This window comes from Colwellia sp. KS18-150 (assembly GCF_057551365.1).
Genome location: NZ_BAAJMC010000001.1, coordinates 82,336 through 107,528 on the forward strand (window position 1 = coordinate 82,336; position 25,193 = coordinate 107,528).

The 25,193-nt window shown below is 38.5% G+C and carries 28 protein-coding genes; 17 read left to right on the forward strand and 11 right to left on the reverse strand.

Features of this window, described 5'->3' with window-relative positions; genetic code table 11:
- The first annotated feature begins 84 nt into the window (after positions 1-84).
- Positions 85-807, forward strand: coding sequence for an osmolarity response regulator transcription factor OmpR (gene ompR / locus AC27IF_RS00390; protein WP_487051062.1), 723 nt, complete (start codon positions 85-87; stop codon positions 805-807).
- Between the two features lie 24 nt (positions 808-831).
- Positions 832-2,130, forward strand: a complete 1,299-nt coding sequence (envZ, locus tag AC27IF_RS00395) for a two-component system sensor histidine kinase EnvZ (RefSeq protein WP_487051063.1) — start codon at positions 832-834, stop codon at positions 2,128-2,130.
- Here the strand turns inward: envZ and AC27IF_RS00400 are convergent.
- The 5 genes from AC27IF_RS00400 to hslR form a co-directional block, all read right to left on the reverse strand.
- Entirely contained in the window at positions 2,123-3,196 is a 1,074-nt protein-coding gene (locus AC27IF_RS00400) for a hypothetical protein (RefSeq protein ID WP_487051064.1), read from the reverse strand. The genes envZ and AC27IF_RS00400 overlap by 8 nt on opposite strands.
- A gap of 90 nt (positions 3,197-3,286) precedes the next feature.
- Positions 3,287-3,667 (reverse strand): hypothetical protein, encoded by a 381-nt coding sequence (locus AC27IF_RS00405; RefSeq protein WP_487051066.1) that lies wholly within the window; start codon positions 3,665-3,667, stop codon positions 3,287-3,289.
- A 233-nt stretch (positions 3,668-3,900) separates the two neighbouring features.
- Positions 3,901-5,511, reverse strand: coding sequence for a phosphoenolpyruvate carboxykinase (ATP) (pckA, locus tag AC27IF_RS00410; protein ID WP_487051068.1), 1,611 nt, complete (start codon positions 5,509-5,511; stop codon positions 3,901-3,903).
- Positions 5,512-5,827: 316 nt separating this feature from the next.
- Complete coding sequence (hslO, locus tag AC27IF_RS00415) at positions 5,828-6,703, reverse strand: Hsp33 family molecular chaperone HslO (RefSeq protein ID WP_487052189.1); 876 nt, start codon at positions 6,701-6,703, stop codon at positions 5,828-5,830.
- A gap of 199 nt (positions 6,704-6,902) precedes the next feature.
- Complete coding sequence (gene hslR, locus AC27IF_RS00420; protein WP_487051070.1) at positions 6,903-7,316, reverse strand: ribosome-associated heat shock protein Hsp15; 414 nt, start codon at positions 7,314-7,316, stop codon at positions 6,903-6,905.
- 267 nt (positions 7,317-7,583) lie between these two features.
- On the opposite strand from hslR, the gene gspC reads away from it, so the two are divergent.
- The 12 genes from gspC (at position 7,584) to AC27IF_RS00480 (ending at position 19,496) form a co-directional block, all read left to right on the forward strand.
- Positions 7,584-8,534 carry a type II secretion system protein GspC gene (gspC, locus tag AC27IF_RS00425; RefSeq protein ID WP_487051072.1) on the forward strand — a complete coding sequence of 317 codons (951 nt, stop codon included), beginning with the start codon at positions 7,584-7,586 and terminating at the stop codon, positions 8,532-8,534.
- A 76-nt stretch (positions 8,535-8,610) separates the two neighbouring features.
- Positions 8,611-10,743 (forward strand): type II secretion system secretin GspD, encoded by a 2,133-nt coding sequence (gene gspD, locus AC27IF_RS00430; protein WP_487051074.1) that lies wholly within the window; start codon positions 8,611-8,613, stop codon positions 10,741-10,743.
- Positions 10,744-10,835: 92 nt separating this feature from the next.
- Complete coding sequence (gene gspE, locus AC27IF_RS00435; protein ID WP_487052191.1) at positions 10,836-12,311, forward strand: type II secretion system ATPase GspE; 1,476 nt, start codon at positions 10,836-10,838, stop codon at positions 12,309-12,311.
- The gene (gene gspF, locus AC27IF_RS00440; protein WP_487051076.1) at positions 12,311-13,543 is read left to right on the forward strand and encodes a type II secretion system inner membrane protein GspF; all 1,233 of its coding nucleotides are present in this window, start codon (positions 12,311-12,313) and stop codon (positions 13,541-13,543) included. Before gspE ends, gspF begins: the two co-directional genes overlap by 1 nt.
- A gap of 94 nt (positions 13,544-13,637) precedes the next feature.
- Entirely contained in the window at positions 13,638-14,069 is a 432-nt protein-coding gene (gene gspG, locus AC27IF_RS00445; RefSeq protein ID WP_487051078.1) for a type II secretion system major pseudopilin GspG, read from the forward strand.
- Positions 14,070-14,117: 48 nt separating this feature from the next.
- Positions 14,118-14,741, forward strand: a complete 624-nt coding sequence (gspH, locus tag AC27IF_RS00450; protein ID WP_487051080.1) for a type II secretion system minor pseudopilin GspH — start codon at positions 14,118-14,120, stop codon at positions 14,739-14,741.
- Positions 14,734-15,114, forward strand: coding sequence for a type II secretion system minor pseudopilin GspI (gspI, locus tag AC27IF_RS00455; RefSeq protein ID WP_487051082.1), 381 nt, complete (start codon positions 14,734-14,736; stop codon positions 15,112-15,114). The genes gspH and gspI overlap by 8 nt, the downstream gene beginning before the upstream one ends.
- Positions 15,111-15,776, forward strand: a complete 666-nt coding sequence (gspJ, locus tag AC27IF_RS00460; protein ID WP_487051084.1) for a type II secretion system minor pseudopilin GspJ — start codon at positions 15,111-15,113, stop codon at positions 15,774-15,776. The genes gspI and gspJ overlap by 4 nt, the downstream gene beginning before the upstream one ends.
- Positions 15,777-15,784: 8 nt before the next feature.
- Entirely contained in the window at positions 15,785-16,873 is a 1,089-nt protein-coding gene (gene gspK / locus AC27IF_RS00465) for a type II secretion system minor pseudopilin GspK (protein ID WP_487051086.1), read from the forward strand.
- Complete coding sequence (gene gspL, locus AC27IF_RS00470) at positions 16,873-18,192, forward strand: type II secretion system protein GspL (protein WP_487051088.1); 1,320 nt, start codon at positions 16,873-16,875, stop codon at positions 18,190-18,192. Before gspK ends, gspL begins: the two co-directional genes overlap by 1 nt.
- Complete coding sequence (gene gspM / locus AC27IF_RS00475; RefSeq protein WP_487051090.1) at positions 18,192-18,677, forward strand: type II secretion system protein GspM; 486 nt, start codon at positions 18,192-18,194, stop codon at positions 18,675-18,677. Before gspL ends, gspM begins: the two co-directional genes overlap by 1 nt.
- 69 nt (positions 18,678-18,746) lie before the next feature.
- Entirely contained in the window at positions 18,747-19,496 is a 750-nt protein-coding gene (locus AC27IF_RS00480; RefSeq protein WP_487051092.1) for a type II secretion system protein N, read from the forward strand.
- Here AC27IF_RS00480 and yrfG read toward each other — a convergent pair.
- Complete coding sequence (gene yrfG / locus AC27IF_RS00485; protein ID WP_487051094.1) at positions 19,493-20,167, reverse strand: GMP/IMP nucleotidase; 675 nt, start codon at positions 20,165-20,167, stop codon at positions 19,493-19,495. The two genes, AC27IF_RS00480 and yrfG, sit on opposite strands and share 4 nt — an antisense overlap.
- A 67-nt stretch (positions 20,168-20,234) precedes the next feature.
- Here yrfG and nudE point away from each other — a divergent pair, with 67 nt between their 5' ends.
- The 3 genes from nudE to AC27IF_RS00500 all read left to right on the forward strand — a co-directional run bounded on the left by nudE (position 20,235) and on the right by AC27IF_RS00500 (position 22,132).
- Positions 20,235-20,786, forward strand: a complete 552-nt coding sequence (gene nudE, locus AC27IF_RS00490) for an ADP compounds hydrolase NudE (protein WP_487051096.1) — start codon at positions 20,235-20,237, stop codon at positions 20,784-20,786.
- Positions 20,787-20,794: 8 nt separating this feature from the next.
- Positions 20,795-21,637, forward strand: coding sequence for a 3'(2'),5'-bisphosphate nucleotidase CysQ (gene cysQ / locus AC27IF_RS00495; protein WP_487051098.1), 843 nt, complete (start codon positions 20,795-20,797; stop codon positions 21,635-21,637).
- Between the two features lie 114 nt (positions 21,638-21,751).
- The gene (locus tag AC27IF_RS00500) at positions 21,752-22,132 is read left to right on the forward strand and encodes a hypothetical protein (protein ID WP_487051100.1); all 381 of its coding nucleotides are present in this window, start codon (positions 21,752-21,754) and stop codon (positions 22,130-22,132) included.
- A 14-nt stretch (positions 22,133-22,146) separates the two neighbouring features.
- On the opposite strand, the gene AC27IF_RS00505 is transcribed toward AC27IF_RS00500, so the two are convergent.
- The 5 genes from AC27IF_RS00505 to AC27IF_RS00525 form a co-directional block, all read right to left on the reverse strand.
- Entirely contained in the window at positions 22,147-22,380 is a 234-nt protein-coding gene (locus tag AC27IF_RS00505) for a YheU family protein (RefSeq protein ID WP_487051102.1), read from the reverse strand.
- Positions 22,381-22,384: 4 nt separating this feature from the next.
- The gene (locus AC27IF_RS00510) at positions 22,385-23,368 is read right to left on the reverse strand and encodes a hydrolase (RefSeq protein WP_487051104.1); all 984 of its coding nucleotides are present in this window, start codon (positions 23,366-23,368) and stop codon (positions 22,385-22,387) included.
- An 80-nt stretch (positions 23,369-23,448) separates the two neighbouring features.
- On the reverse strand, positions 23,449-24,138 hold the full coding sequence (locus AC27IF_RS00515; RefSeq protein ID WP_487051106.1) for a flagellin: 690 nt from the start codon (positions 24,136-24,138) through the stop codon (positions 23,449-23,451).
- Positions 24,139-24,252: 114 nt separating this feature from the next.
- Positions 24,253-24,384, reverse strand: coding sequence for a hypothetical protein (locus AC27IF_RS00520; protein ID WP_487051108.1), 132 nt, complete (start codon positions 24,382-24,384; stop codon positions 24,253-24,255).
- 67 nt (positions 24,385-24,451) lie between these two features.
- Positions 24,452-25,192: a tetratricopeptide repeat protein gene (locus AC27IF_RS00525; protein WP_487051110.1), complete on the reverse strand. Its 741-nt coding sequence runs from the start codon at positions 25,190-25,192 to the stop codon at positions 24,452-24,454.
- Between the last annotated feature and the right edge of the window lies 1 nt (position 25,193).

Genomic DNA, 25,193 nt, shown 5'->3' on the forward strand with positions numbered 1-25,193 from the left:
ATTGGTTCTTTTTAATATGTATGTATTTCGCTTATAGTTGCTGTAACTTTATATGTGAACCCTAAACCTTGTGAGAATAATAATATGACCCAAGAAACTCAAAAAATACTAGTCGTCGATGATGATATGCGTTTGCGATCATTGTTAGAGCGTTACTTAGTCGAACAAGGCTTTGCGGTAAGAAGTGCTGCAAACTCTGATCAGATGGATAGATTACTTGAGCGAGAAAACTTTCATTTGTTGGTACTCGATTTAATGTTACCGGGTGAAGATGGCCTTTCTATTTGTCGTCGTTTACGTCAGCAAAACAACAATATGCCTATTGTTATGCTAACTGCTAAAGGTGATGAAGTAGACCGTATTATAGGTTTAGAAATTGGCGCAGATGATTATATGCCAAAACCTTTTAATCCAAGAGAGTTATTAGCGCGAATAAAAGCGGTATTGCGTCGTCGAGTTCAAGAGGCACCAGGCGCTCCATCTTTAGAAGAAAACAATATTACTTTTGGTGAATATCAACTTAATTTAGCGACTCGTGAAATGGTAAAAGGTGATATTAGCATGCCTTTAACAAGTGGCGAGTTTGCCGTATTAAAAGCGTTAGTCACTCACCCAAGAGAGCCATTATCACGTGATAAATTAATGAATCTAGCTCGTGGTCGTGATTATTCAGCACTTGAGCGTAGTATTGATGTGCAAGTATCTAGATTACGCAGAATGTTAGAAAAAGATCCTGCTAAGCCTCGTTATTTACAAACGGTTTGGGGCTTGGGCTATGTTTTTGTACCTGACGGTGCTACCGTTTAACGACTATTCTCTGAAGTTTCCTACATGAAAATTTTGCCCCGTAGTGCCTTTGGGCAAACTGTATTATTAATTGGCTTTTTGCTTTTTGTTAATCAGGTTGTCTCATACATTTCTTTTGCATTGTATGTCATTGAGCCAAACCAGCAGCAAATTAATCAGTTGCTGGCTAAGCAAGTGCGTGTGGTTTTTATTGACATTAAAGATGCCCAATTAAGCCCTAAAATGGCAGAAGCTTTTCATCGTGAAACAGGAATTGGTGTTTACAGAGAAAAAGATGCGCTTAATTTAGGCTTAGCTGCTGCGGGATATTACCCATATCGTAGTGAACAAATGTCGGAACTATTAGGAGGACCTGCCGAGGTTCGCATCTCACAAGGAGACGAATACCTGTTTTGGATTCGGCCACCACAAGCACCTAATTTATGGATTAAAATCCCTTTATTAGGCTTAGAAGAAGCTAATTTTTCACCCCTTATATTCTTTCTTGGCATTATCGGAGTACTGAGTGTTGCTGGTGGTTGGCTGTTTGTACGGCAATTAAATAGGCCGCTAAAATCATTACAAAGAGCAGCACAAGACGTAGGTCGAGGAGACTTCCCAGAGCCCTTAACAGAGCATGGTACTTCTGAAATCATGGCGGTAACTCAAGCCTTTAACCATATGTCTAAAGGTATTAAGCAACTTGAGGATGATCGAAATTTATTGATGGCTGGTATTTCGCACGACTTACGTACGCCTTTAACACGCATTCGATTAGCCAGTGAAATGATGTCTGAGCTTGATGACTACCTAAAAGAAGGGATAGAAAATGATATTGATGATATGAATAATATCATCGATCAATTTATAGATTATATTCGTCATGACTCTAAAGATAAGGCTGAACTTGGCGATTTAAACATTTTAGTGGAAGAAGTCTTGAATGTTGAAACGCCTAGCGACAGAAAGATTCAGTTTATTGCTGGTGATTGCCCTAAAATTCCACTACGTCATGTGGCCATTAAACGAGCTTTAGCAAATTTAATTCAAAATGCTATCCGTTATACTGATGGAGATATAGACGTATTTACCGGACTTGATAAAGATAAAGGCTGCGCATATTTTATCGTTAGTGATCAAGGGGGAGGTATCCCTGATGCGGATATTGAACGTTTATTCCAACCTTTCACCCAAGGTGATAAAGCTCGGGGAACTGAAGGTAGCGGTTTAGGTTTAGCTATTATTAAACGTATTGTTGATACACACGGTGGCTGTGTAGAATTATCCAATAAGGCGGCTGGCGGCCTGCAAGCCAAGGTCTGCTTACCACTAACATTTAACTAAGTTGTGTCGCACGCATATCACTCTGCACCATGTTTTGCTCATACCAAGTTATCGCGCTTTTGATGACAGCTGAAAACTCTTTGACAACTTTAGCATTGATCTCGTTTTCAAGATGAATATTGTATTTAGTGTTTTCACTTTTTGAATGATGGCTAAATACTTCAATTATGTTGTGGGCAATTTCATCAGCTCGGATATCTAAAGCTAATACCTCTGCAGTGTTTTGCATCGAACCTCTAGGGTCTGCTAAAAGTTGCTGGAAATCGTGTATTAAAGACTGCTCTGTTTTCATTTTGCTTTTTGCTTTACCTAAAAGAGAATATTGTAATGAATAAGTGATAAGTATAGTTCGAGCAACTTGATGCATTACATCCCCTGTTAACTTTTCGATATTCATCAGTACAGGTTTATATTCCGGCTCTTCTTTAAGTAAATGGGCTAATAACTTGTAGGTAAAGGCGATTCTTTCTCTGCCTCCTCTAAGAACGGCAATCAAGTATTGTCTAGGTGACATAACCATAAAGGCAGCGCGTGAACATTCACTGGTCGAAAGTAAATCTGGCAGTATATTGTTTACCCAGTTTGATGGTTTTATGATTGCTACTTCGTTATCGTGCCAAGTCTTTTGTAGTTGTTGATTAACCAAAGCAACGAGCATTTTCCATATTTTTTTGTCAGTAAAATACATATGACTTTCAGCTTTCAAGGTCGCTAAATCAATTAATACTTGAGGCTCCTGATAAGAGAACACTTTATTTGGTGTCGCACATGCTTTAGCTAATAAGGTCGAGCCGCAAAATGATAAATGAAAAATATAGCGGTTAACCTGTTGTGTGTTGATTTCGTTTTTATATAACTTGAGGACATCAAATATGCCAACGCGGTAAATAGTTTGATCTGTACTTAATTGACTTCTGCCATCAATGAAAGCTGCTGAAGATAAAACCTCTTTAGTTGTTTTTAAATAGAGTAAACTGGCAGTGGATGACTCTATTTGATAAAGAAAATATTGCGGGTTATAGATAACGTTTTCAGGCGCGAGGGTAATTTCTTGATAACTTTTCATTATTATTATGCTGATCGTTTCATGGTGACAAGCATAATTAACTAAATTAATAAGTCGGTGTATTTACAAACAGAAGGGATATGAAATGTTTTAATAATTAACTAGGTACGCTATTCCTTTACAAGACAACATATCATGGCAACTACCATTTGATTCTTGAAAACAAGAATCAAAGACAAAGCCATTACCACCAAGCTGCTGAGTTTTAATTTTTAATTTGTCAATTAGATAACTTTTAGTGCTACCAATATTACTCGCACGGCCTTGGCAGTATTCTCCTGACACAAGGCCTAAATTTACCGTATCTAATTGCCATATTTCGTTGCGAGTATATTCATCAACAACACCACTTTGAAGAGTATCTTGTGCTTTTTGGGTGATGTAAGGTTTAACATTGTGGTTAACAAATATACTTGAACAGCTTGTTAACAATAGTAAACTGATGCATAAACTAGTCGTTCTTATAGTCATTTATCGCTCCTTTTGGTATTTTTAGGTTTTCTTTTTAGTATTCCCTGTTTTAGCAATAAAGGCTCATCTTGGGAATATAGAAAGTTAACGTCCTTGTTATTTTTATAACTAATTGAATATTATTATATCAAAATAAGGTAAAACTTATGGCCAGTCAATGAGTGCTTTTTATACAAAAAAGCCATATGTAAATATTACACATGGCTTTTATCGTTTTATTGTTTAGGTGGTTGCTAAAGCTGAGGACCTGCTTCAACTAATGATTTACCGTTATCAGTATCGGTGAACTTATCAAAATTGTTAACGAAACGGTTAGCTAAATCAACCGCTTTATTATGCCAATCACTTGGGTCTGAATAAGTGTTTCTTGGATCTAAAATACCGTCTTCAACGCCATCAATAACATTAGGCACTTCAAGATTAAACATTGGTACTACTGTTGTTTCAGCGTCATCAATTGAACCATCTAAAATGGCATCTATAATGGCACGTGTTGCTTTAATTGAGATACGTTTTCCTGTGCCATTCCAGCCAGTATTTACTAAGTAAGCCTCTGCACCAGCATCCGTCATACGCTTACGTAATACTTCAGCGTATTGCGTTGGGTGCAAACTTAAGAAAGCGGCACCAAAACAACTTGAGAAAGTAGGCGTTGGCTCTGTAATACCACGCTCAGTACCAGCTAGCTTAGCGGTAAAGCCAGATAAGAAGTAATACTCAGTTTGCTCAGGCGTTAATTTAGCGACTGGTGGTAATACACCAAATGCATCAGCAGTTAAGAAAATAACTTTTTTAGCATGGCCGGCACGAGAAACGGGCTTCACGATATTATCAATGTGATGAATTGGATATGACACACGTGTATTTTCAGTGCGTGAGTTATCATCAAAATCAATAGTACCGTCTTCTGCAACCGTAACATTTTCTAATAAAGCATCACGGCGAATGGCGTTGTAGATATCTGGTTCATTTTCTTTGCTTAACTTAATAGTTTTAGCATAGCAGCCACCTTCAAAGTTAAAGACACCATTATCATCCCAACCGTGTTCATCATCACCAATTAATTCACGTTTAGGATCTGTTGAAAGCGTTGTTTTACCTGTACCAGATAAACCAAAGAATACGGCAACATCACCTTCTTTACCCACGTTAGCACTACAGTGCATTGAGGCAATACCCTTAAGAGGCAGAAGGTAGTTCATCATAGAGAACATGCCTTTTTTCATTTCGCCGCCGTACCAGGTACCACCAATTAATTGGATTTTTTCAGTTAAGTTAAATGCGACAAAGTTCTCAGAATTTAAGCCTTGTTCTTGCCAGTTTGGATTAGTGGTTTTAGCACCGTTCATTACTACGAAATCAGGCTGGTAAGTTTTCAGCTCTTCATCAGTTGGGCGAATGAACATGTTTTTTACAAAATGTGCTTGCCATGCCACTTCAGTAATGAAGCGTACTTTCAAGCGAGTGTCGTCATTTGCGCCACAAAAAGTATCTACTACAAACAAACGCTTACCAGAAAGCTGGGTAGTCACTAAACCTTTTAGCTCAGACCAAGTTTCTTGGCTCATGGCTTTGTTATCATTCTTACCTTGATCAGACCACCAAACCGTATCACGGGTAACATCATCACGAACAATGTATTTGTCTTTAGGAGAGCGACCGGTAAATATTCCTGTATCTACATTGACTGCGCCTAGCTCTGTGACGACACCTTTGTCAAAGCCTTCTAGGCCAGCTTTAGTCTCTTCACTAAAAAGTAACTCATATGATGGGTTGTAAACAACTTCAGATACATGGTTAATGCCGTATTGTGACAAATCAATTGAGTTTTCTTGGGCGGTCATAGCAAATTTACTCCTAAGGTATGACAAATATTTAATATGGTTAAGTGTAGCTTCAAGTTGAAATAAGCACTAAAAGTTTTCAGGGCGCCATTCTAGGGCAATAATATACAAAACGAAAGTAAAATATAGTATAAGTTGAAAGTTTTCAGAATAACCGACATAAGTGGTGGGAATAGTGGGTTATTTGATGTTTGTAATTTTACAACAATAACTGGGTTAAGGGCTGTGGGAAAGGAGAGGATTGACACTCTTTGAAGTAATAAATATCCAAAAGAGTGTCAAATAACAGTTTTTATAAAAATCTGAAAGTAAATAACTAGTGGTTTTGTTTCGAAGTGAAACTTTTTAAGTCGTCAGCATAAAAATCATAAACGGTTAAACAATATTCACAAGTCATGGATATTTTTCCTTGTTCATCTAAAATTGCCGTTAATTCAGTCGCCTCAACTTGCGAAATTGCCGCTAAACATTTGTCATTTGAACAACCACAATGATAACTCACTTGTTGTGGCTCGAATATGCTGACTTTTTCTTGATGGTATAATCGATAAAGTAACGCTTGTGCTTCTAAAGAGAAAACTTCATCAGCTTTAATCGTATTTGTCAGCTGAACTAAGTGCTCGAAATCATCTTGTTGTTGAGTTTTGTTTTCAGCACTGCCATCACCGTCAGGTAATAGTTGCACTAAACTACCGCCCACTTGTTGTTTTTCGTCATCACAAAAAAGCCAAATTTTAGTGGCAATTTGCTCTGAGACTTCAAAGTAGTGAGCTAAACAATTAGCTAAATTATCATGCTTAAGTGCGACAACACCTTGATAAGGTTCGCCTTCGGTTGGTCGAATGGTAATGACCATAGTCCCTTTACCAATTAACTCCAGCAAAGTGGCTTCATTCGTTATAGTGGCAGCTTGTCTAGCAATCCCTCGCATTTTTTGGTTGTTATCGCCATTAACAGATAGATAACCGACAGGGCCATCACCCTGTAGTTGTACCGTAATTTCACCCTCGAATTTCAATGTCGCAGTAAGCAAACAAGTCGCCGCTAGTAGCTCACCTAGTAATTGGCGAACAGCCAGTGGGTAATTATGATTATTAATAATACTTTGATAACTTTTACTTAATTGTACTAGCTCGCCTCGAGCATGCATGTCGTCAAATAAGTAGCGATTTAATTCATCAGTTTTGGTCATGTCTAATTGCGACATAAAAAGAGTCCTGTAATTGGGCTATGCCCTGATTGTGCCTAAAAGAAGTATCAGGCTATTATAGTTGTTCAGTAGTTACGCAGCAATGAATTATCGAACAGGATATGAAAGGAAAAACAGCTTTCCTATGGTGAAAATGGAATTTGAGGTTAACTTCTCTAATAGTTAAAGTACAAAATTAAAACTAGATACGTTCTTTAAACTCTCGTAATTTTCTTCGCTGTTTTTTATCGGGTTTACCGTCAGAAGCAGGGCTTAAAAGAATGCCTTGTTTGCGGGCAAGGCTATTTTTTTCACGTATTTCAATGCTTTTATCACTTTCTTGATATAAGGTTTGTGCAAAAGTAGCATCACGACGTTTGTCGGCAATGGCAATAATAGTGACTTCTTTCTCATCAAAACCTTGCCTGATTTTAATCAGATCACCTATAACAACCGCTTTTCCAGATTTAGTTCGTTGACCATTATAAAAAACCTTACCGCCATCAATCATTTGTTTAGCGATAGCACGAGTCTTATAAAACCGCGCTGCCCATAGCCATTTATCTAAACGAGTAGAGAGTAAGTCAATTGAACTTTCTTTGTTTGTTGTTGCCATAAAAGAGTGATTTCGTCGATTTGTTTCTATAAAGTAGCCTGTTCAGAGCAAGTAGAAAAATAGCATGCTTTATCAATGACTGGCTATTATTTTGTAAATAATAAATAAAAAGTGATTACATCGCTTGTTGCTAAGCTTGGGGTCAAGTATTATCAGTAGCTTGCACGATAAAGAAATACTTAAATAATCGAGTTCTTAGCTTTGCATTATGGTCCGCTATAACACGTAGCAACATTAAGTAATTATAACAAAATAATAGAAAGATTAATGGCTTTAACCAATACTTTGACATCCATTTCCTCCTTGTGGGTAAAACTACCGCAACAAAAAATAGCTCAAGCAATAAGTTTACTATTGCTTGTCTATATAGCTTTTGTCGCCGCCAAAATTACTTGGTTAATGGTACCGCAACAGCAAGCAATTAATAGCGGAGCTTCTAAAACCACCGCTTTCAAAAAGCAAGTGGCGAGCAGTTATAATTTATCTGCATTACAAGCGCTAAATTTATTTGGTCAATATAATGAGGAAGTGGAAGAAGTTGTTGAGCAAGTGCAAAATGCTCCTCAAACTAGACTGCAGTTGGTTTTATCTGCTGCAGTAGCAAGCGACAGTGTTGAAACTGCTGCGGCAATTATTGAATATAAAGGCAAGCAAGAAACCTATGGTATTGGTGATATTATTATCGGAACGCGCGCTAGTCTAGAACAAGTATTGATTGATAGAGTTATTATTAAACAATCAGGTCGCCTAGAAACCTTAATGCTTGATGGCGCAGATTATAACCAACCGGCTAAAAGTATTGTTGCTAATAACCGACCTAGCAGCCCCGCTAAGCCTGATATAAAAGCAGCAGGTGCAGATCCTAAAGAAGTAAATATAGTCGATCAGCGCTTAAATAAAGAATTAAGTCGAAATGCGGTACAACTAAGACAAGATTTAAGTAATGACCCAGGTAAAATCACAGATTACTTACGTATTACACCAGCACGGAAAGGCGGCAAGATCATTGGTTACCGTTTATCGCCAGGCAAAAAGCCTGAGTTTTTTAAGTTGTCAGGTCTCAAAGCGGGTGATGTGGCAGTGCAAATGAATGGTCACGATTTACTAGTGCCTTTAGAGGCAGCACAAGCGATGTCAGCTTTAAAAACAGAACGTGACATATCATTATTAGTTGATCGAAATAGCGAATTGGTAGAAATATTATTTAGCATTGATTAACTGTCATTAAAAAATATTAGCATTATGAAACTACTTAGTAGTATGTATATTAAATAAAAGCAATAAGGAATTTTTCATGAGCACCACCTTAAACGTTACTATGGATAAGCAGCTTACCCATATGTTTAAGCACCTCAAACAACTTAGCGCAACACTTGTTGTCGCACTTGTTTTTAGTGGCATTTTTTCAGTGGGGCAGGCAAGTGCAGCTCAATACTCTCCTAACTTTAAAGGCACTGAAGTTACTGAATTTGTCAATATTGTCGGTAAGAACCTGAAAAAAACAATGATTGTTGACCCTAATGTGCGGGGCAAAGTTAATGTACGTAGTTATGATTTACTTTCTGAAGAGCAATACTATCAATTTTTCTTAAATGTATTGGAAGTCTACGGTTTTGCTGCCGTAGAAATGGACAGTAACATTATAAAGATCATCCGAAATAAGGATGCAAAAACTTCTTCAATCCCAGTAGTTGGCAGTCACAGCACTATCCTTGGCGATGAAATGGTCACTCGAATTGTCGAAGTAAAAAATGTTACAGTTCGCGAATTGGTGCCATTATTACGCCAATTATCAGATCAAGCTGGTGGTGGTAACGTCACTAACTACGACCCTGCTAATGTCATTATGCTGACAGGTACTGCTGCTACGGTAAATCGATTAGTTAAAATAATTGAGCGTGTTGATAGAGCGGGTGATCAAGATGTAGAAATTATTAAATTACAATATGCCTCTGCGGGTGAGATTGTTCGTATTATCGAAGCCATGAATAAGCCAAGTGGCGGTAAAGCAGGACAACCTACTTTCTTAATCCCTAAAATTGTAGCTGACGATCGCTCAAATAGCGTTATTGTTAGTGGCGAAGTGCAAGCACGTGAGCGTGTTAGTCGCTTAGTTAAACGTTTAGATAGTGAATTAGAAACCAGCGGTAATACGCGCATTTATTATTTAAAATACGCGAAAGCTGAAGACTTGGTTAAAGTACTGCAAGGCGTAAGTAAAACTATCGCCTCTGAAGAAAATTCAACTAAAACTAAAAGTAAGAGTAATTCTAAAACAGATACCAGTATTGAAGCGCATGAATCAACCAATACCCTTGTTATTACAGGGCAACCAGACATGTTGCGATCGCTTGAATCTGTTATTCGTCAATTAGATGTTCCGCGAGCACAAGTACATATCGAAGCCATTATTGTTGAAGTGTATGAAACCGACGGCGTGAGCTTAGGCGTGCAGTGGTACAGTGAGTCGGGTGGTTTTACTCAATTTACTAACAGTTCAGCGAGTATTTCTTCTGTTGCCGCAGGTGTTGTTGCTGCTGAAGGTGAAGAAGGTACGACGGTAACAACTATTGATTCAAATGGTAACCCTGTTGTTACCGAAAACCCAGCAACAGATGGAGACTATACACTACTAGCGCAGGTACTTGGCAGTGTGAGTGGTGGTATGTTTGGTATTATGCAAAATGATTGGGGTGCTATTGTAAATGCCGTAAGTACCGACACTAACTCGAATATATTAGCAACGCCGAGTATTACCACCTTAGACAATGAAGAAGCTTATTTCTTAGTGGGCCAAGAAGTACCGGTAATAACGGGTTCTTCAACAGGTAGTAATAATTCAAATCCATTCCAAACAGTAGATCGTCAAGAAGTGGGGATTAAATTATTAGTTACCCCGCAAATTAATGAGGGCAACGGTGTACAGTTAACCATTGAGCAAGAAGTTTCCTCTGTCAGTGGCGCAACTGGCGTCGATATTTCCATTAATAAACGTGAAATTAAAACCACAGTGATGGTGGAAAGTGGTGCCACGGTTATTTTAGGCGGCCTAATTGACGACGATGTTCAAGAGAGTATCCAAAAGGTACCTTTATTGGGGGATATTCCAATTCTTGGGCATTTATTTAAGTCCACATCAAGTAGCACGCGTAAACGTAATTTAATGGTGTTTTTAAAGCCGACCATTATTACTGATGCAGAAGTAATGAATGCTATGGCAAAAGAGAAGTATAACTTTATTCGTGCTGATGAGCTTCGTAAGCAAGAAGAAGGTTTATCACTGATGAGTGATGATAAGTTACCTATCCTGCCTGAATGGCAAGATGATTTGTCATTACCACCATCATTTAGTGACTACCAAGACTCTGTGCAAGAAGATAAAAAAATTGAACAACAAAAAAAGCTATTAGATGAGAATAACAACTAATGGCTGAGTTAGAGCTTGATCAATTAAGCGAATCACAAGACAAAGAACAAGCATTGTTACAAGAGCCAGTAATAACTCATGATGAGCAAGAGATGAACGCCACTGCTTGGCGATTACCTTTTGCTTTTGCTAAACGTTATAGCGTATTACTGAGTTTGCAAGATAGTGGTTATGTTTTACATTGTGTTGCGGATTTAAGTCTTGATACCTTGGTTGAAGTGCGCCGAATTATCAAGGCCCCTTTTAGTATCGATATTCAAGACCCCAATACATTTGAACTATTATTAACAGAAGCCTATCAACGCGATTCTTCTGAAGCACAGCAAATGATGGAAGATATCGGTAATGAGGTAGATTTATATTCACTTGCTGATGAAATGGTAGAAAGCGAAGATTTACTTGAGAATGAAGATGATGCCCCGATCATCAAATTAATCAATGCAATGCTCAGCGAAGCCATCAAAGAAAGCGCCAGTGATATTCACATTGAAACTTTTGAAAGTGCACTGCAAATTCGTTTTCGGGTCGACGGTGTATTACGTGAAGTATTAAAACCAAATCGTAAATTAGCTTCCTTACTAGTATCGCGTATTAAGGTTATGGCAAAACTGGATATAGCTGAAAAGCGTATTCCACAAGATGGCCGTATTTCTCTTCGCATTGGTGGTCGAGCAGTTGATGTTCGTGTATCTACCATGCCAACGGGTCATGGCGAGCGAGTCGTGTTGCGTTTATTAGATAAAAACTCTGCCCGTTTAGATCTTGAAGACTTAGGGATGACAGATGCTAATCGTCACTTATTCAGCCAACTCATTGAAAAACCTCATGGCATCATCTTGGTTACCGGCCCAACAGGCTCAGGTAAAAGTACCACCTTGTACGCAGGCTTGACGCAAATAGATGCCAGAGAACGTAATATTTTAACGGTAGAAGATCCTATTGAGTATGCGATTGAAGGGATAGGGCAAACTCAGGTCAATACCAAAGTTGATATGACTTTTGCTCGAGGTTTACGTGCCATTTTACGTCAAGATCCTGATGTGGTGATGGTGGGTGAAATTCGTGATTTAGAAACTGCACAAATTGGTGTTCAAGCAAGTTTAACGGGGCATTTAGTATTATCTACCTTGCATACTAACACTGCTGCCGGCGCTATAACTCGAATGGAAGATATGGGCGTCGAACCCTTTTTATTATCATCGAGTTTACTCGGAGTGTTAGCTCAGCGACTAGTACGTACTCTTTGTCCACATTGTCGAGAAAGTCATCTTCCGGATGAAGAAGAGTGTGCTCTTTTAGCTTTACCCAATGATAACAAACGCGTTATCTATCGCGCCATTGGCTGCGGTGAGTGTAACTTTAAAGGTTATAAAGGTCGTACCGGTATTCATGAGCTGTTAGTGGTTGATGATAAGGTGAGAGAAATTATTCATAATGGTCATGGCGAGCAGGCGATAGAGAAATATATTCGCCAAAATACCGCCTCTATTAGACGTGATGGTTTTGACAAAGTAATGACTGGGCAAACAACCCTTGAAGAAGTCTTACGAGTAACCCGAGAAGACTAATGGCTGCTTTTGATTATCAGGCCGTAGATAGCCGTGGAAAAACTAAAAAAGGGGTCATTGAAGGTGACACACCAAGGCAAGTACGTGGATTATTACGCGAACAAGGCCTGATGCCTATTGAAGTTGTCGCAACACTAGCTGGTGCTAAAAAAGGTAAAGCAACTGGCGGCAGTACTTCTCAAGCGAACAAAGGTAAAGTCTCTGCAGCTGAGCTAGCATTGATGACTCGCCAACTCGCGACATTAGTTGAATCTGGCTTACCTCTTGAAGAGTCATTAATGGCAGTTGCTGAGCAAGGTGAAAAAAATCGTATCAAAAGTATGATCATGGGAGTTCGAACCAAGGTTACTGAAGGTTATGGCTTGGCAGAGAGTATGGGGGAATTCCCAAAAGTCTTTAACCGCTTGTATCGCGCTATGGTTGCCGCGGGTGAAAAATCCGGACACTTAGATAAAGTGTTGAATCGTTTAGCTGATTATACCGAGCAACGAGAACAAATGCGCTCTCAAATCATTCAGGCTTTGGTATATCCCATTATCATGACAATAGTCGCCGTCGGTGTTATTGCGATATTATTAACGAAAGTTGTACCGCAAATTGTCGGTCAATTTGAACATATGGGAACAAATCTCCCTAAAACCACACAGTTTTTAATCGCCAGTAGTGAGTTTCTACAAGCTTATGGTTTGGTGTTGGTCTTGGTTGTTGCCGGCCTTTTCTTGATCTTTTCGCAATTGATGAAAAAGCCTAAGTTTCAATTAGCTTATCATCGCAGGGTAATTACTTTGCCCGGTATTGGTAAGGTGGCAAAAGGTATCAATACGGCGCGATTTGCTCGCACATTAAGTATTTTAAATGCCAGTGCAGTGCCTTTACTCGAAAGTATGAAAATATCAGGGGAGGTATTAGATAACCTCTTTATTAAACAAGAAATTAAAGCCGCAGGCGATAAAGTTAGAGAAGGGGCGAGTTTACGTATGTCACTTGAGCAAACAAAATTGTTTCCGCCTATGATGCTGCATATGATTGCTAGTGGTGAAAAAAGTGGCCAACTTGAGCATATGTTAGGACGTGCGGCAGATAACCAAGACAGAGAGTTTGAGGCATTAGTTAATATATCCTTGAAAGCTTTTGAACCAGCATTAATGGTGGTTATGGCCTGTATTGTTCTCTTTATTGTGGTGGCAATATTAGAGCCAATTTTACAATTGAATACCCTTGTCGGTGGTTAACTTTGTCATACTAAAGCAAAAACATAATACGTTATTCGCTTTATCAGAACGTGTTGAAAAATTATCGTAGTAAATAGAAATTAGGAATGAAGAAATGAAGAGACAAAAAGCTCAAGGTTTTACCTTACTCGAAGTAATGGTTGTTATCGTTATTTTAGGGATTTTAGCCAGTATGGTTGTGCCTAACTTAATGGGGAGCCAAGAGCGAGCTAGTATGCAAAAAGCGGTGCAAGATATTGGCGCTTTAGAGAATGCTCTTACTCAATATAAAATGGATAATTATGATTACCCAAGCACAGAACAAGGCTTAGAAGCCTTAATCGAAGAAACTGATATTGAGCCGTTGCCACGTCGTTTCCTTTCGGGTGGATACATTAAGCGTTTACCTAAAGATCCATGGGGCGGTGAGTATTACTTATTGAACCCAGGTGAAAATAGTAAGATGGATGTTTTTACCGCTGGACCTGACGGTGAAGTGGGTACGGATGATGATATAGGTAATTGGAACTTAGGCGACTACCAATAGTCAGAGCTCACTTTATTAGCGAAAGAGCCTTAACTCATTGTAAATACCATGAAAAATAACCTCCAACACTTCAAAGAAACAAAAGGATTCACCTTAATTGAAGTGATGGTAGTTATCGCCTTAATTGGTATTATTGCAACCATGGTTCAGTTTACATTTTCAGGTAAACGACCTGATGATGTGTTAAAAGAAGCGAGCTTTCGTTTTAGCGGTATTTTTGAGAATGCAGCGAATTATGGTTTGCTTAATAATATTGAGCTAGGGCTGTATGTTAAAGATAATAGCTATCAATTTCTTGGTTATGACGGTGAAAAGTGGACCGAAATACCTGAGCAAGACTGGCTAGCCATTCAAGAAATGCCTGAAGGTGTTGAGTTAACACTAACGTTAGACGACTTACCAATCGAAGAGCCTTTGTTATTTGATTCAGCTGTATTCACCGAGCGCTCAAATGAATACCTCTCTTTTGATGATATAGAAGCAAAAAAAGAAAAACAAATTACCCCGCAAGTGTACATCTTGTCCGGGGGAGAAATTACTCCTTTCAGTCTTACTTTTCACTTTGGTGAAGAGTCTATGTTTGATGATGAGTTAACGGATTTAGCGTATCGAGTCACCGGGATATATACCATTCCTCTAACGATTGAAGGGCCGGTATTAGACAATGAGTGATAAGAAAAAACTGCAAGGATTTACGTTAATAGAAGTCATGTTAGCCATGGCAGTTTTTGCTATCGCAGGTTTAGCCTTGCTTAGCGCAGCAAGTAATAATGCCCAAAATATGGGCTATTTAGAAGATAAAATGTTTGCCAGTTGGGTTGCTTCTAATCAACTGGTTGCTGCTAGTTTAGATAAAAAATGGCCACCTAAAAACAATGTCAAAGGCGACGTTGAATTAGCGGGCAGACAATGGTTTTGGCATAAAAAAGTTCAAGAAACTACAGATAAAGATATGCGCGCTATCGTGATGGAAGTTCGCTTAGATGAAGATGAAAAGTTGCCGCTGAGTAGTTTGACAACTTATGTATCTAAGGTCGAAGAATGAACTTTCCTTCTAAAGCAAGTGGCAGATATTTTATTGCTAATAAGGGCTTTACTTTACTCGAAGTTTTAATTGCTATTGCGATTTTTTCTATAATAAGTTTATCGAGTTTTACGGTTTTTGATGTTGTTCTTAAAGGGGATGGAACCTCGAAAGAACGTAGTAAACGTCAAAATGAATTACAGCGTGCATTTATCATTATTGAAAGAGATCTTGGTCAAATGGCGCAGCGCTCTGTCAGAGTAAATGGTGAAGCGCCATCAGAACGATTTATACAAGCTGCTACCGATGTTGTTGATGGAGAATTAGCATTAGCTTTTGTCAGGCTTGGTTGGACAAACCCTGGCTTATTATTACCCCGAAGTGATGTGCAAGCGGTGGCCTATCAAATAAATGAAGAAACGTTACAACGACTTCATTATAATTTCGTCGATGCTGTTGGTGGGGAAGAGCCTAAAATTCGACCGCTACTTTCAGATGTAACCAGTGTAGTTTTTCAATATTATGATGGCTCAAAATGGCAAAATAATTGGAACAAAAACTCCCTGCCCATGGCTGTTGCTATTGAAATTGAAACCAATGATTTTGGGCTTATTCGTCGTCAATTTTTAGTGCCGGGTGTAGACAGTAGCGTTAACAATGATAACTCAGGGTTAAGTGATTGATGATTGGCATGACTAACTTTAAGAAGCAACAAGGTGTCGCATTAATTACTGTTATGCTCATTGTTGCTTTATGTGTCGTTATCGCCAGTCAAATGACCAGTCGCTTACAAATGCAAATGCAACGTAGCGCTAATACTAGTTTTAACCAGCAAGCATATTGGTACGCGATGGGGGCAGAAGCCTTCACAAAAAGAGTACTAATTACAGCGTTTAAAACCGATGAAGAGGTGACTCACCTAGGTCAGATTTGGGCGCAAGATGAAACAACCTATCCGGTAGATTTTGGTGAAATTACCGGTGAAATTAAAGATTTACAAAGTTGCTTAAACTTAAACGCATTGCGAGCGCCATTAAGTAATAACAGTACAGGTGGAGGCAATACGAGTGGTGGCAGTACTAGTAGTTCTGATAGCAGCGGTGAAACAGAAAAAGGTACATCAGGTAAGGGCAAGAATTCAGGGGCGAGAAACACTAAAGTACCTGCTAGGTTAGCACTTGAAATATTAATTACTAACCTACAGCTTGAAGGTATCTCACAATTTGAAGCAGAGTCTATGGCTGATGCGTTAACCGATTGGTTGGATGAAGACAGTCGCATCAGTAGCGCAGGAGGCGCTGAGGATGATGATTATGCCTCACGAGAATTTCCCTACTTAGCAGCGAATAGTTACTTAGCCAGCGTAAATGAATTAAGAGTTGTGGAGCATTTTACGCCAGCAGTAATCAACGCATTAAAACCTTTTGTTTGTGTTATTCCTGCAAGTGATAAACATGAAATAAATATAAATACACTAGATGCAGAGCAACCAGAGTTATTACAGGCATTACTCGATTCAACCCTTGAAGAAGCGGAGCAAATATTAAGTGCTCGCGGCGAGGAAGGTTTTGAAACCATCAGTGAATTTCATAATATCCCTGAGTTTGTTAGCTTAGCAAGTAGTGATGAGAGAAAAGATCAGTTTGTAGTTGATAGCGAATACTTTACACTTAAAGCAAGTACTAACTTTAATGACAGCTATTTCGCTTTAAACTCAGTAATGAAAGTAACAAATAATAAATATATTGATGTGATAAGTCGCACCATAGGACGCAATTAATGGCCGAAACTTTATATATACGCTTAGGCAGCAAAGAAGATGATGAGATATCTTGGCTGATTTTTAGTGATGCTGAGCAAGAAATTATTGCTAGCGGTACACTCGCTAATGCAGAGCAATTAATTGATTTAACAGATAAAGCAGCACAGCGTGTTGTTAAGGTATTTGTACCTGGCTGTGATGTTACTTTAAAGCAATTAACCGTACCTACTAAGTCAGCACGTGCTATGCGCGCAGCTGTTCCTTATATGTTAGAAGATGAGTTGGCGCAAGATGTCGAATCATTGTTTTTCGCTTATGCTGACTTGAGTGAAGATACCTCGGGTAATAATTGTTTTATTGCCCTTGTTGCCCATGAACAAATACAAAACTGGTTATCTTGGCTTCAGCTAGCTGATATTAAAACTAAGAGTTTGCAAGTTGATGTACTTGCTATGCCATTGTTGCCAGAGCAGTGGAGTGCTATATCCATACCAGGAAAAAGCCAATCAACAGAGCAGATCATTGTTCGTCAAGATAGATGGCAGGGCTTTGTTTTAGATCATGACGCTTGGGAATTTGCTGCGAATAACCTCTATAGCAAACTAAATAAATCGCCCAAAGAAACATCGCCCTCAGATAGCGATGAAGTAATGGATGAGCAACCGAACATTACCGCCTATTCATCATTACCCCATAGTGAGCAGTTGTCAGTGAACTCTGCTGGTGAAGAATTACCTCTAGCTTTGTTAGCTCAGCACAGTCAAAACATGCGCTTTAATCTTTTACAAGGTCAGTACAAGGTAAAAGAACAGCACTCTAATGTGTTAAAAAACTGGTTGTGGGCTGCTGGTATCGCTGCTTGTGCCTTATTACTCAATGTTGGTTATAAAAGTGCGCAATTATGGCAATTAACGGCGCAACAAGAACAAGTAGAAGCAAAAATTATCGCACGTTATAAAAAAGCATTTCCACAAGCAAAGAAAGTGCGCATTGGTACAATAAAGTCGCAATTAAACAGAAAAATTGCTGAATTAGGCGGAGCGAGTGATAGTGATGGTTTTTTAGCTATGCTTTCGAAAGTGCAGCCCGCTTTTGCTAAAGTGCCTAATTTGAAACCAGAATCTTTAAAGTTTGATGGTAAACGCCAAGAGCTGCGTTTACAGGCGATTGCAAGTGATTACCAACACTTTGAACAATTTAAAAATGCCTTAAATGCTGCAAATTTGAAAGTGAAACAGGGTGCTCAAAATAATCAAGGAGAGCAAATTACCGGCTCGTATAGTATTAGTCCTGATGATAGCCGTAATGCTAGCAGCAATAGTAAGGAGCGCTCATAATGAATCAATCGTCAATAAAGCAATGGTGGCAACAACTTAATTTACGTGAGCAACGACTAGTCATGGCAATGGGCTCTGCTATAGGTGTTTTTCTCGTTTATACGTTGTTTTGGCAACCTCTTAATAACAATTTAAGCAATGCAGAAAAGAAATTAACTAGCCGGCAAGAATTACTTACTTGGGTTGATGAAAATGCTGCGCGATATCAAAGTATTAAGCCGAATGGAGTGACGAAAAAATCATCGGGTAGTCTGTCGAGTATTATCAATCGCACTGCTAACCAGTATCGGTTAACTATTACTCGTATGCAGCCTCAAGGAGACAGTTTACAAGTATGGTTGGACACAGCTCCTTTTACCGAACTGTTATTCTGGTTAGAGCATTTAGCGAATAAAGAAGGTTTACAAGTACAAGCTATAGATCTAGCGAGTAGTGATAAAGCAGGTGAGGTACGTGTGCGCCGACTGCAATTAACTAAGCAATAGATTCAGCAAAGTAACTCAATATCAAACAAGTTAAATACATAATAAATTAATTAAAAAGCAGAGAAATAAATGAAGAAGAAGTTTGCTATTGCAGCAATTTTTTTAGCTACCTATGTAGTGTTTTTAATCGCAACCTTGCCAAGTACTGCTGTGTTAAAACATATCAGTTTACCTAAGCATATCGCCTTGTCAGGTGTATCTGGAACCGTATGGCATACTCAAATTGAGCAGCTATCTGTGGGCAAAACATTGGTTCAAAACTTGGATCTAGATTTAAGTTTTTTCTCATTGTTAACTTTAGCACCTAAGTTTGATATCACTTTTGGTGATCCATTGCTATCAGGTGCAGAAGGAAAATTAATGTTAGCCATTTCCAGCCAAGAAATGGTAATCACGGATTTAACGGTTTTTGTCAGAGCCAATGAAGTGGCGCAACAAATTAGTTTACCTCTGCCTTTATCCGCTCAGGGTGAAGTTGAATTACAATTAACACAAGCCAGTATTGATTTACAAAATTATCAATGTTTAACGGCTATGGGTAATGTTAATTGGGGTAAAGCTGGAGTCGTGGCGTTAGAGCAAAATATAAAGTTAGGTCAATTTAATGCTGATATTAATTGTGAGGATGGTGTACTCGCCTTGCTATTGTCACCAAAGAATGACCTAGGCTTAACTTTTAGTGCCTACGTTCGCCAAGGTGGCAAGATATCAGGCACGGGTTATTTAACACCGGGTAGTAAATTTCCACGTGAATTGGAGCAAGCTTTGCCGTTCTTAGGTAATAAGGATGCTCAGGGTCGTTATCGACTATCATTCTAACGAATTGGATTAGCCAAAATATCTTTGGTTAATAAACGATAGTCAGAAATGGAATTAAAACCTTCAATGGTATTACTTGGTTTTTGGCTGTCAGGATTCTCTACTGCTAAAATATGTCCAATACCATAACGTTTAGCCGATTTTAAAACTGGCAAACTATCATCAACAAATAAAGTGTTATTTAGCTCAAAACCTTGTTTGGCTTGTAATTTTTTCCAGAGTAATTGCGACTCTTTAACTACGCCAAATTCATGAGTAGAGTATAAAACATCAAAATACTTATCTAATTGAGTACGCTCTATCTTTAGTGATAATGCATCAGGGTGAGCATTAGTCACTAAAATCACTTCTCTGCCACTTTGCTTTAAAGCTGTTAAAAACTCATCGGCATCTTGACGTAATTGTATTAAATGTTGCACTTCTCGTTTAAGAAGCGGGATAGGCATTTGAGTAAATTCGCTCCAATAATCTAAACAATACCATTCAATAGTGCCTGTTAGCTCTTGATAGTGTCCAATTAATTTATGTTTCGCTTCTTCAATACTCATGCCGTGCTTTTGCGCATAACGAGCGGGAAAATATTCAAGCCAAAAGTGATTGTCGAAGTGTAAATCTAAGATGGTACCGTCCATGTCGAGTAAAACAGTAGAAATTTGTGACCAATTGAGCATTTAGAGGTTCCATAGTGGCTATTTATCATGTCATTATAACGTTATGTAGAATGAATTACTCAAGCTTATGTCAGGGAAAAATCAGTTACCTAAAATTAATGATCAGAAAAAAGTCGCCAGTAGCCGTTTATTTGCCATTGAGCAGCTTGATTTAACATTTAGCAACGGTGAGCAACGTCAATATGAACGTATGATAGGCACTGGTCGTGGCGCTGTTATGATTGTACCAATGCTTGACGCTAATACCTTGTTATTGGTCCGTGAGTATTGTGCGGGTACACATAGTTATGAACTGGGTTTTCCAAAAGGGCTAATTGATGCTGGAGAAAGTCCTGAAGAAGCCGCAAATAGAGAGCTTCAAGAAGAAATATTTTACGGTACTCAACACTTACAACACCTTTCTCAAATGATGATGGCACCAGCATTTTTTAATGCAAAAATGGATGTGTTTATTGCGAGTGATTTATATCCAGCGAAACTTGTTGGTGATGAGCCAGAGCCATTAGAAGTTGTACCTTGGCCGTTAGAAAACTATAAAGAATTACTACAACAGCATGATTTTAAGGAAGCGCGAAGTGTTGCCGCTTTAATGCTAACAGTGGATTATTTTAAGGTTTAAGGAATATCATGAGTGACGAAAAACTGCTAAATATCGCAATAGAAAGTGCTAAGAAAGCGGGTGTCGAGGTGATGAAATATTATCGAGACAAAAGCTTCACAGCTGAGCTTAAAGAAGATGAAAGCCCGGTAACGAGTGCTGATATTGCCGCGAATGATATTTTAATGGATTGTTTACAAACCCTAACACCAGATATCCCTATTATTTCAGAAGAGGTTGGTGCTTTACCATTAGCTCAGCGTCAAGCTTGGTCCAGATACTGGCTCCTTGACCCTATTGACGGTACTGGGGAGTTTATTATTGGTAGTGGCGATTTTGCCGTTAATATTGCACTAGTTGAAAATGGTTGGCCAAGTATTGGAGTAATTCATGCACCAGATCATCACTTAACTTATTATGCTCAAAATAATTTAGGTGCCTTTAAAGAATGCGCTATCAGCCAAAGTAGTACTAGTAATCAAATTTATGTTGCCGATTATGACCAACAGCGTCCTATAAAAGTGGCTATTAGTAAAAGGCAGCGTATTGACTTAATGGGACAATACTTAAATGATGAGTTTGATTATGATCATATCGCTTTAGGTAGTTGCTCTTTAAAAAACTGCTTGATTGCTGAAGGTGGTGCTGATTGCTATTTACGTGTCGGGGTCACAGGAGAATGGGATACTGGTGCTAGTCAATGTATTCTTGAGCAAGCGGGCGGCACTATCATTGATAGTGAATTTAACCCTTTAAGTTATAACAAACGTGAGAGCTTACTTAACCCTGACTTTGTCAGTTTAGGTAATCAAAATATTCCTTGGCAGCAAGTAATTAAAGCTCATAGGAAGGTCTACGATGACTCACTATAGACTAAAGTATTCAAGCTAAGTATCTTTGCATATGGTATTAATAGAACGATTTATGTACAAATAGTTAAAGCAACGCCCTTAGTCTAATATTGAATTTTTGTCGTCGGAGGTATCATGGATAACATTCATGGTGAAGTGAAACTTCATCTGCAAGGTAGTATTGTCATGGCAAAACTAACTGGCTCATTTAATGAAGAGGGTGCTAAGAGATATACCTCAAGTGTGAAAAAACTGATTGAGGGCTTTCAAGGAGAGCCCTTTTCAATGTTGATCAATAATCTTGATTTAGAAGGGGGCACGCCTGAAGCGTACCAAGAGTTGGAAAACTATAACTCTTGGTTAAACACTCAATGTTTAATTGCTAAGGCGATGGTGCAATCAGACATTGCCACAGAACTTATCAATAAATTATCGCCTTCTCAATTGCAGCAAAATGGTAAAAGCTTTAAGAGTGTTGCAGATGCTCTACATTGGCTTGATACTGTTGAAGAATAAGTTGCGATGAAACGCTACTCTTGCGGCTCTTGTTGATTAAACTGCTCAGCTGGCAAGATATTTACGCTCTCATGAAGCTCTGAATAGACTAATACCGCACTACCTTGTTCGAGTTGTTGTTTTATCTGCGATACCTTATCTTTTTTGCTGGCATCAATTGCGCCGTAATCCGTTCCTTCCCGTAAAATATATTCTTCAATAATCGCTGTTAAAGTATCACTGTTGAGCTGTTCTAATGGAATTATCATTTGATTACTGCTTTTTAATTAAATAGTCTGCTAAAAAATCGGGTACTCGTTTTTCTAACCAATATTTGGGTTTGAATGGGTTGTTTCCGTAAATAAAACCAACATGTCCACCATGCTGGGAAACTTCAAAAGTTAAATGCTTAGGCAATGTTTGTTTAGGTAACGAGCACTGATGGTTTAAAAATGGATCATCGGCTGAATGCACGAAAAGGCAAGGTTGTTTGATTGTTTTTAATACCGTCTTACCACTCGATTGTTGATAATAGTGTTCAGCATTACTAAAACCGTTTAGTGGTGCTGTGATTTGCTCATCAAAATCATAAATCGTATTAATTTCAGCTAGTTGATCTGGTTTGATATGACTGATTATTTTTTTACCAATCTTCTCTAACGTACTGTCTTTTAACATTTGCAGTAAATATTTTTGATAGATACGAGAAAATCCCTGATTAATCCTAGCACTACAACTGGCTAAGTCGAGTGGCGCACAAATAACCGCTGCAGCTTTATAAGGATTGTTAGGTACTTGAGCTAGGTATTGCGTTAAAACATTGCCACCGAGTGAAAAACCCAGAACTGAGAAAATGCATTGTTGATAACGAGCAATAAGATGCTCTGTTAAATACATAATGTCTCGGGTATCGCCAGAATGGTAAGAGCTAGCTTGTCTGTTTTGTTTACTACCACAGCCTCGAAAATGCATCAATACGGCTATCCAACCACGTGCTTTAATGGCTGTTAACATACCTTTTATATAATGACTGTCTTTAGAGCCCGCAAGGCCATGTAAGAGCACCACAATAGGTTTAGTATTATTTTTTTTAGGTTGTTCTGTCCAAGCAAGTTCAATAAAGTCCCCATCGGGAAGCTCTAAAGTTTCTAGGTTAGTCATCAAACGCTGTTTACGACGAAAAAATTTAGCCGCTAAGGTTTGAAAGTGAGGATTAGTTAGCCACCAAGCCGGCTTGAATTTACTGGCAGAATACATGTTTTACTATTTTATTGTCGCTGGTAATAAGAAGAAGGATTGTATGATAAAGCGCTTGTTTAGGCTATAAGAAATAGATATTAGACTCGCTGGTTTACTAATAACCCTTTACGAGACTCTTCATCTTTCTTACTAATAATCGCGGCTTGTAAAACTACTTCTGTTTCTTGCTGCTTTGAACTAACTTGAGCAAAATCGGTATCTTCAATTCTTGAGCGCGCAGCACTTACATGTACAACGCTAGTTTCATAGGTATTTACTTGGCTTGATAAGGCATTCGAATCAGCACCTAATGTAGTTGCCGAGTCGCTAACAATAGCAAAAGCATTATCAATTGCCGCTTGTGTGCTTGTTGGATCATTCGCATCAAGACCAGAAAGGAAATTATTTTGGCCGAGTACTTCGCTAGCTAAAGCATTTACTTGCTCAGTCAGTTGGTCTAATTCACCTTGAATAGCATCATTGCTACTTAATGGATTGGCGGATTGAATAGATAATACACTGGCGCGTTGCAAACTGTCATTAATAGCGGATAAGCCACCCGACTGTTCGTTGTTGCTGTTAATCCTATCTTGGCTATTTACACTTAACTGCTTATTTTGGTTAATATCAGCAGTTAATCGGTTCGTGACTTGTAAACCTGCAGCATCATCACTCGCACTATTAATGCGCTTAGCGGAGGCCTGTTTTTCAGCTTCTTCTTCGCGATCTTTTACTTGCTGCTCAATAAAGCTTAAAGAGGTGGATGTTTGGTTTATCGACAGTGTCATAGCTATACCTTACAGTGAAGTCACCATAGTCGATACATCAATTGATATAGTGACTAATGGGTAAAAGTATAGCAAAGGCGCCCGATTTTCGCTCAAATTACAAGCGAATTAATTCTACTTCTTATCTTCTTGAATATGCTTGATAAAGTAGAACACATAGAAAACGCAGATAGCTAAAACAATGGCTAAACCACCGAAGGAAAACATGACGACAGGATCGTTAGCTAGCATAGAGAAAAAGTTCATAATTGACTCCTTATAATTAAACTAGGGTTATTATAAGGAGTCTCGCAAAGTGGGAAGGTGATTTAGATCAATAGACGTTTTTATTTTCGGCCATTTTTGCTTTTAATTTCTCTTGTTCCATGATTTTTTTGTATATTTGATTGGCTTTTTCATAGCCACTTTCTTTTTTTACCGAGGATAATTGACGCTCATCAAGAATAAGGCTTTTCTCAGCATTAGGGTAACCATTCCAGGCGGCGATGGTATTCCACACATATGACATTTCAGTACTTTTTTCTACGCCTTTTCCTTCGCTATATAGTAACGCTAAATTATACTGAGCTAGTGCGTAATTTTGATTTGCAGCAGCTTGATACCAACGAGAAGCTTTAAAATCATCTTGCTTGACTCCCGTACCATTGGCATACATTACCGCTAAATTAAATTGGGCACTGGCGAGCTCTTTTTTGGCTGCTTTAAAAGTTAACTGATAAGCTTTCTTTAAATCTTGTTTGACTAGTTTTCCTTCGGTATAGATTAACGCTAGCTCGAACTGTGCATCAGAGTAGTTTTGCGCTGCAGATAATTGAAATAATTCTAAGGCTTTCATGCCATCTTTTGGTACGCCAAAACCTTCTTTATATACAACCCCCATTTGATATTGAGCTGGGGCATATCCTTCAGCCACAAGAGGCCTAAATTGTTCAATAGCGGCGATAAATTCACCTCTATTTAACTCATATATACCTAATTCCAAGTCATTTGCTTGGCTTAAGAATGAAAAACTGCTCAGTAATAAAAAAACCAATACTATTATTTTTGTATGCATA

Coding starts and splice junctions, on each gene's coding strand:
- ompR (WP_487051062.1), top strand. CDS start 85: ATGACCCAAGAAACTCAAAAAATACTAGTCGTCGATGATGATATGCGT.
- envZ (WP_487051063.1), top strand. CDS start 832: ATGAAAATTTTGCCCCGTAGTGCCTTTGGGCAAACTGTATTATTAATT.
- AC27IF_RS00400 (WP_487051064.1), bottom strand. CDS start 3,196: ATGAAAAGTTATCAAGAAATTACCCTCGCGCCTGAAAACGTTATCTAT.
- AC27IF_RS00405 (WP_487051066.1), bottom strand. CDS start 3,667: ATGACTATAAGAACGACTAGTTTATGCATCAGTTTACTATTGTTAACA.
- pckA (WP_487051068.1), bottom strand. CDS start 5,511: ATGACCGCCCAAGAAAACTCAATTGATTTGTCACAATACGGCATTAAC.
- hslO (WP_487052189.1), bottom strand. CDS start 6,703: ATGACCAAAACTGATGAATTAAATCGCTACTTATTTGACGACATGCAT.
- hslR (WP_487051070.1), bottom strand. CDS start 7,316: ATGGCAACAACAAACAAAGAAAGTTCAATTGACTTACTCTCTACTCGT.
- gspC (WP_487051072.1), top strand. CDS start 7,584: ATGGCTTTAACCAATACTTTGACATCCATTTCCTCCTTGTGGGTAAAA.
- gspD (WP_487051074.1), top strand. CDS start 8,611: ATGAGCACCACCTTAAACGTTACTATGGATAAGCAGCTTACCCATATG.
- gspE (WP_487052191.1), top strand. CDS start 10,836: ATGAACGCCACTGCTTGGCGATTACCTTTTGCTTTTGCTAAACGTTAT.
- gspF (WP_487051076.1), top strand. CDS start 12,311: ATGGCTGCTTTTGATTATCAGGCCGTAGATAGCCGTGGAAAAACTAAA.
- gspG (WP_487051078.1), top strand. CDS start 13,638: ATGAAGAGACAAAAAGCTCAAGGTTTTACCTTACTCGAAGTAATGGTT.
- gspH (WP_487051080.1), top strand. CDS start 14,118: ATGAAAAATAACCTCCAACACTTCAAAGAAACAAAAGGATTCACCTTA.
- gspI (WP_487051082.1), top strand. CDS start 14,734: ATGAGTGATAAGAAAAAACTGCAAGGATTTACGTTAATAGAAGTCATG.
- gspJ (WP_487051084.1), top strand. CDS start 15,111: ATGAACTTTCCTTCTAAAGCAAGTGGCAGATATTTTATTGCTAATAAG.
- gspK (WP_487051086.1), top strand. CDS start 15,785: ATGACTAACTTTAAGAAGCAACAAGGTGTCGCATTAATTACTGTTATG.
- gspL (WP_487051088.1), top strand. CDS start 16,873: ATGGCCGAAACTTTATATATACGCTTAGGCAGCAAAGAAGATGATGAG.
- gspM (WP_487051090.1), top strand. CDS start 18,192: ATGAATCAATCGTCAATAAAGCAATGGTGGCAACAACTTAATTTACGT.
- AC27IF_RS00480 (WP_487051092.1), top strand. CDS start 18,747: ATGAAGAAGAAGTTTGCTATTGCAGCAATTTTTTTAGCTACCTATGTA.
- yrfG (WP_487051094.1), bottom strand. CDS start 20,167: ATGCTCAATTGGTCACAAATTTCTACTGTTTTACTCGACATGGACGGT.
- nudE (WP_487051096.1), top strand. CDS start 20,235: ATGTCAGGGAAAAATCAGTTACCTAAAATTAATGATCAGAAAAAAGTC.
- cysQ (WP_487051098.1), top strand. CDS start 20,795: ATGAGTGACGAAAAACTGCTAAATATCGCAATAGAAAGTGCTAAGAAA.
- AC27IF_RS00500 (WP_487051100.1), top strand. CDS start 21,752: ATGGATAACATTCATGGTGAAGTGAAACTTCATCTGCAAGGTAGTATT.
- AC27IF_RS00505 (WP_487051102.1), bottom strand. CDS start 22,380: ATGATAATTCCATTAGAACAGCTCAACAGTGATACTTTAACAGCGATT.
- AC27IF_RS00510 (WP_487051104.1), bottom strand. CDS start 23,368: ATGTATTCTGCCAGTAAATTCAAGCCGGCTTGGTGGCTAACTAATCCT.
- AC27IF_RS00515 (WP_487051106.1), bottom strand. CDS start 24,138: ATGACACTGTCGATAAACCAAACATCCACCTCTTTAAGCTTTATTGAG.
- AC27IF_RS00520 (WP_487051108.1), bottom strand. CDS start 24,384: ATGAACTTTTTCTCTATGCTAGCTAACGATCCTGTCGTCATGTTTTCC.
- AC27IF_RS00525 (WP_487051110.1), bottom strand. CDS start 25,192: ATGCATACAAAAATAATAGTATTGGTTTTTTTATTACTGAGCAGTTTT.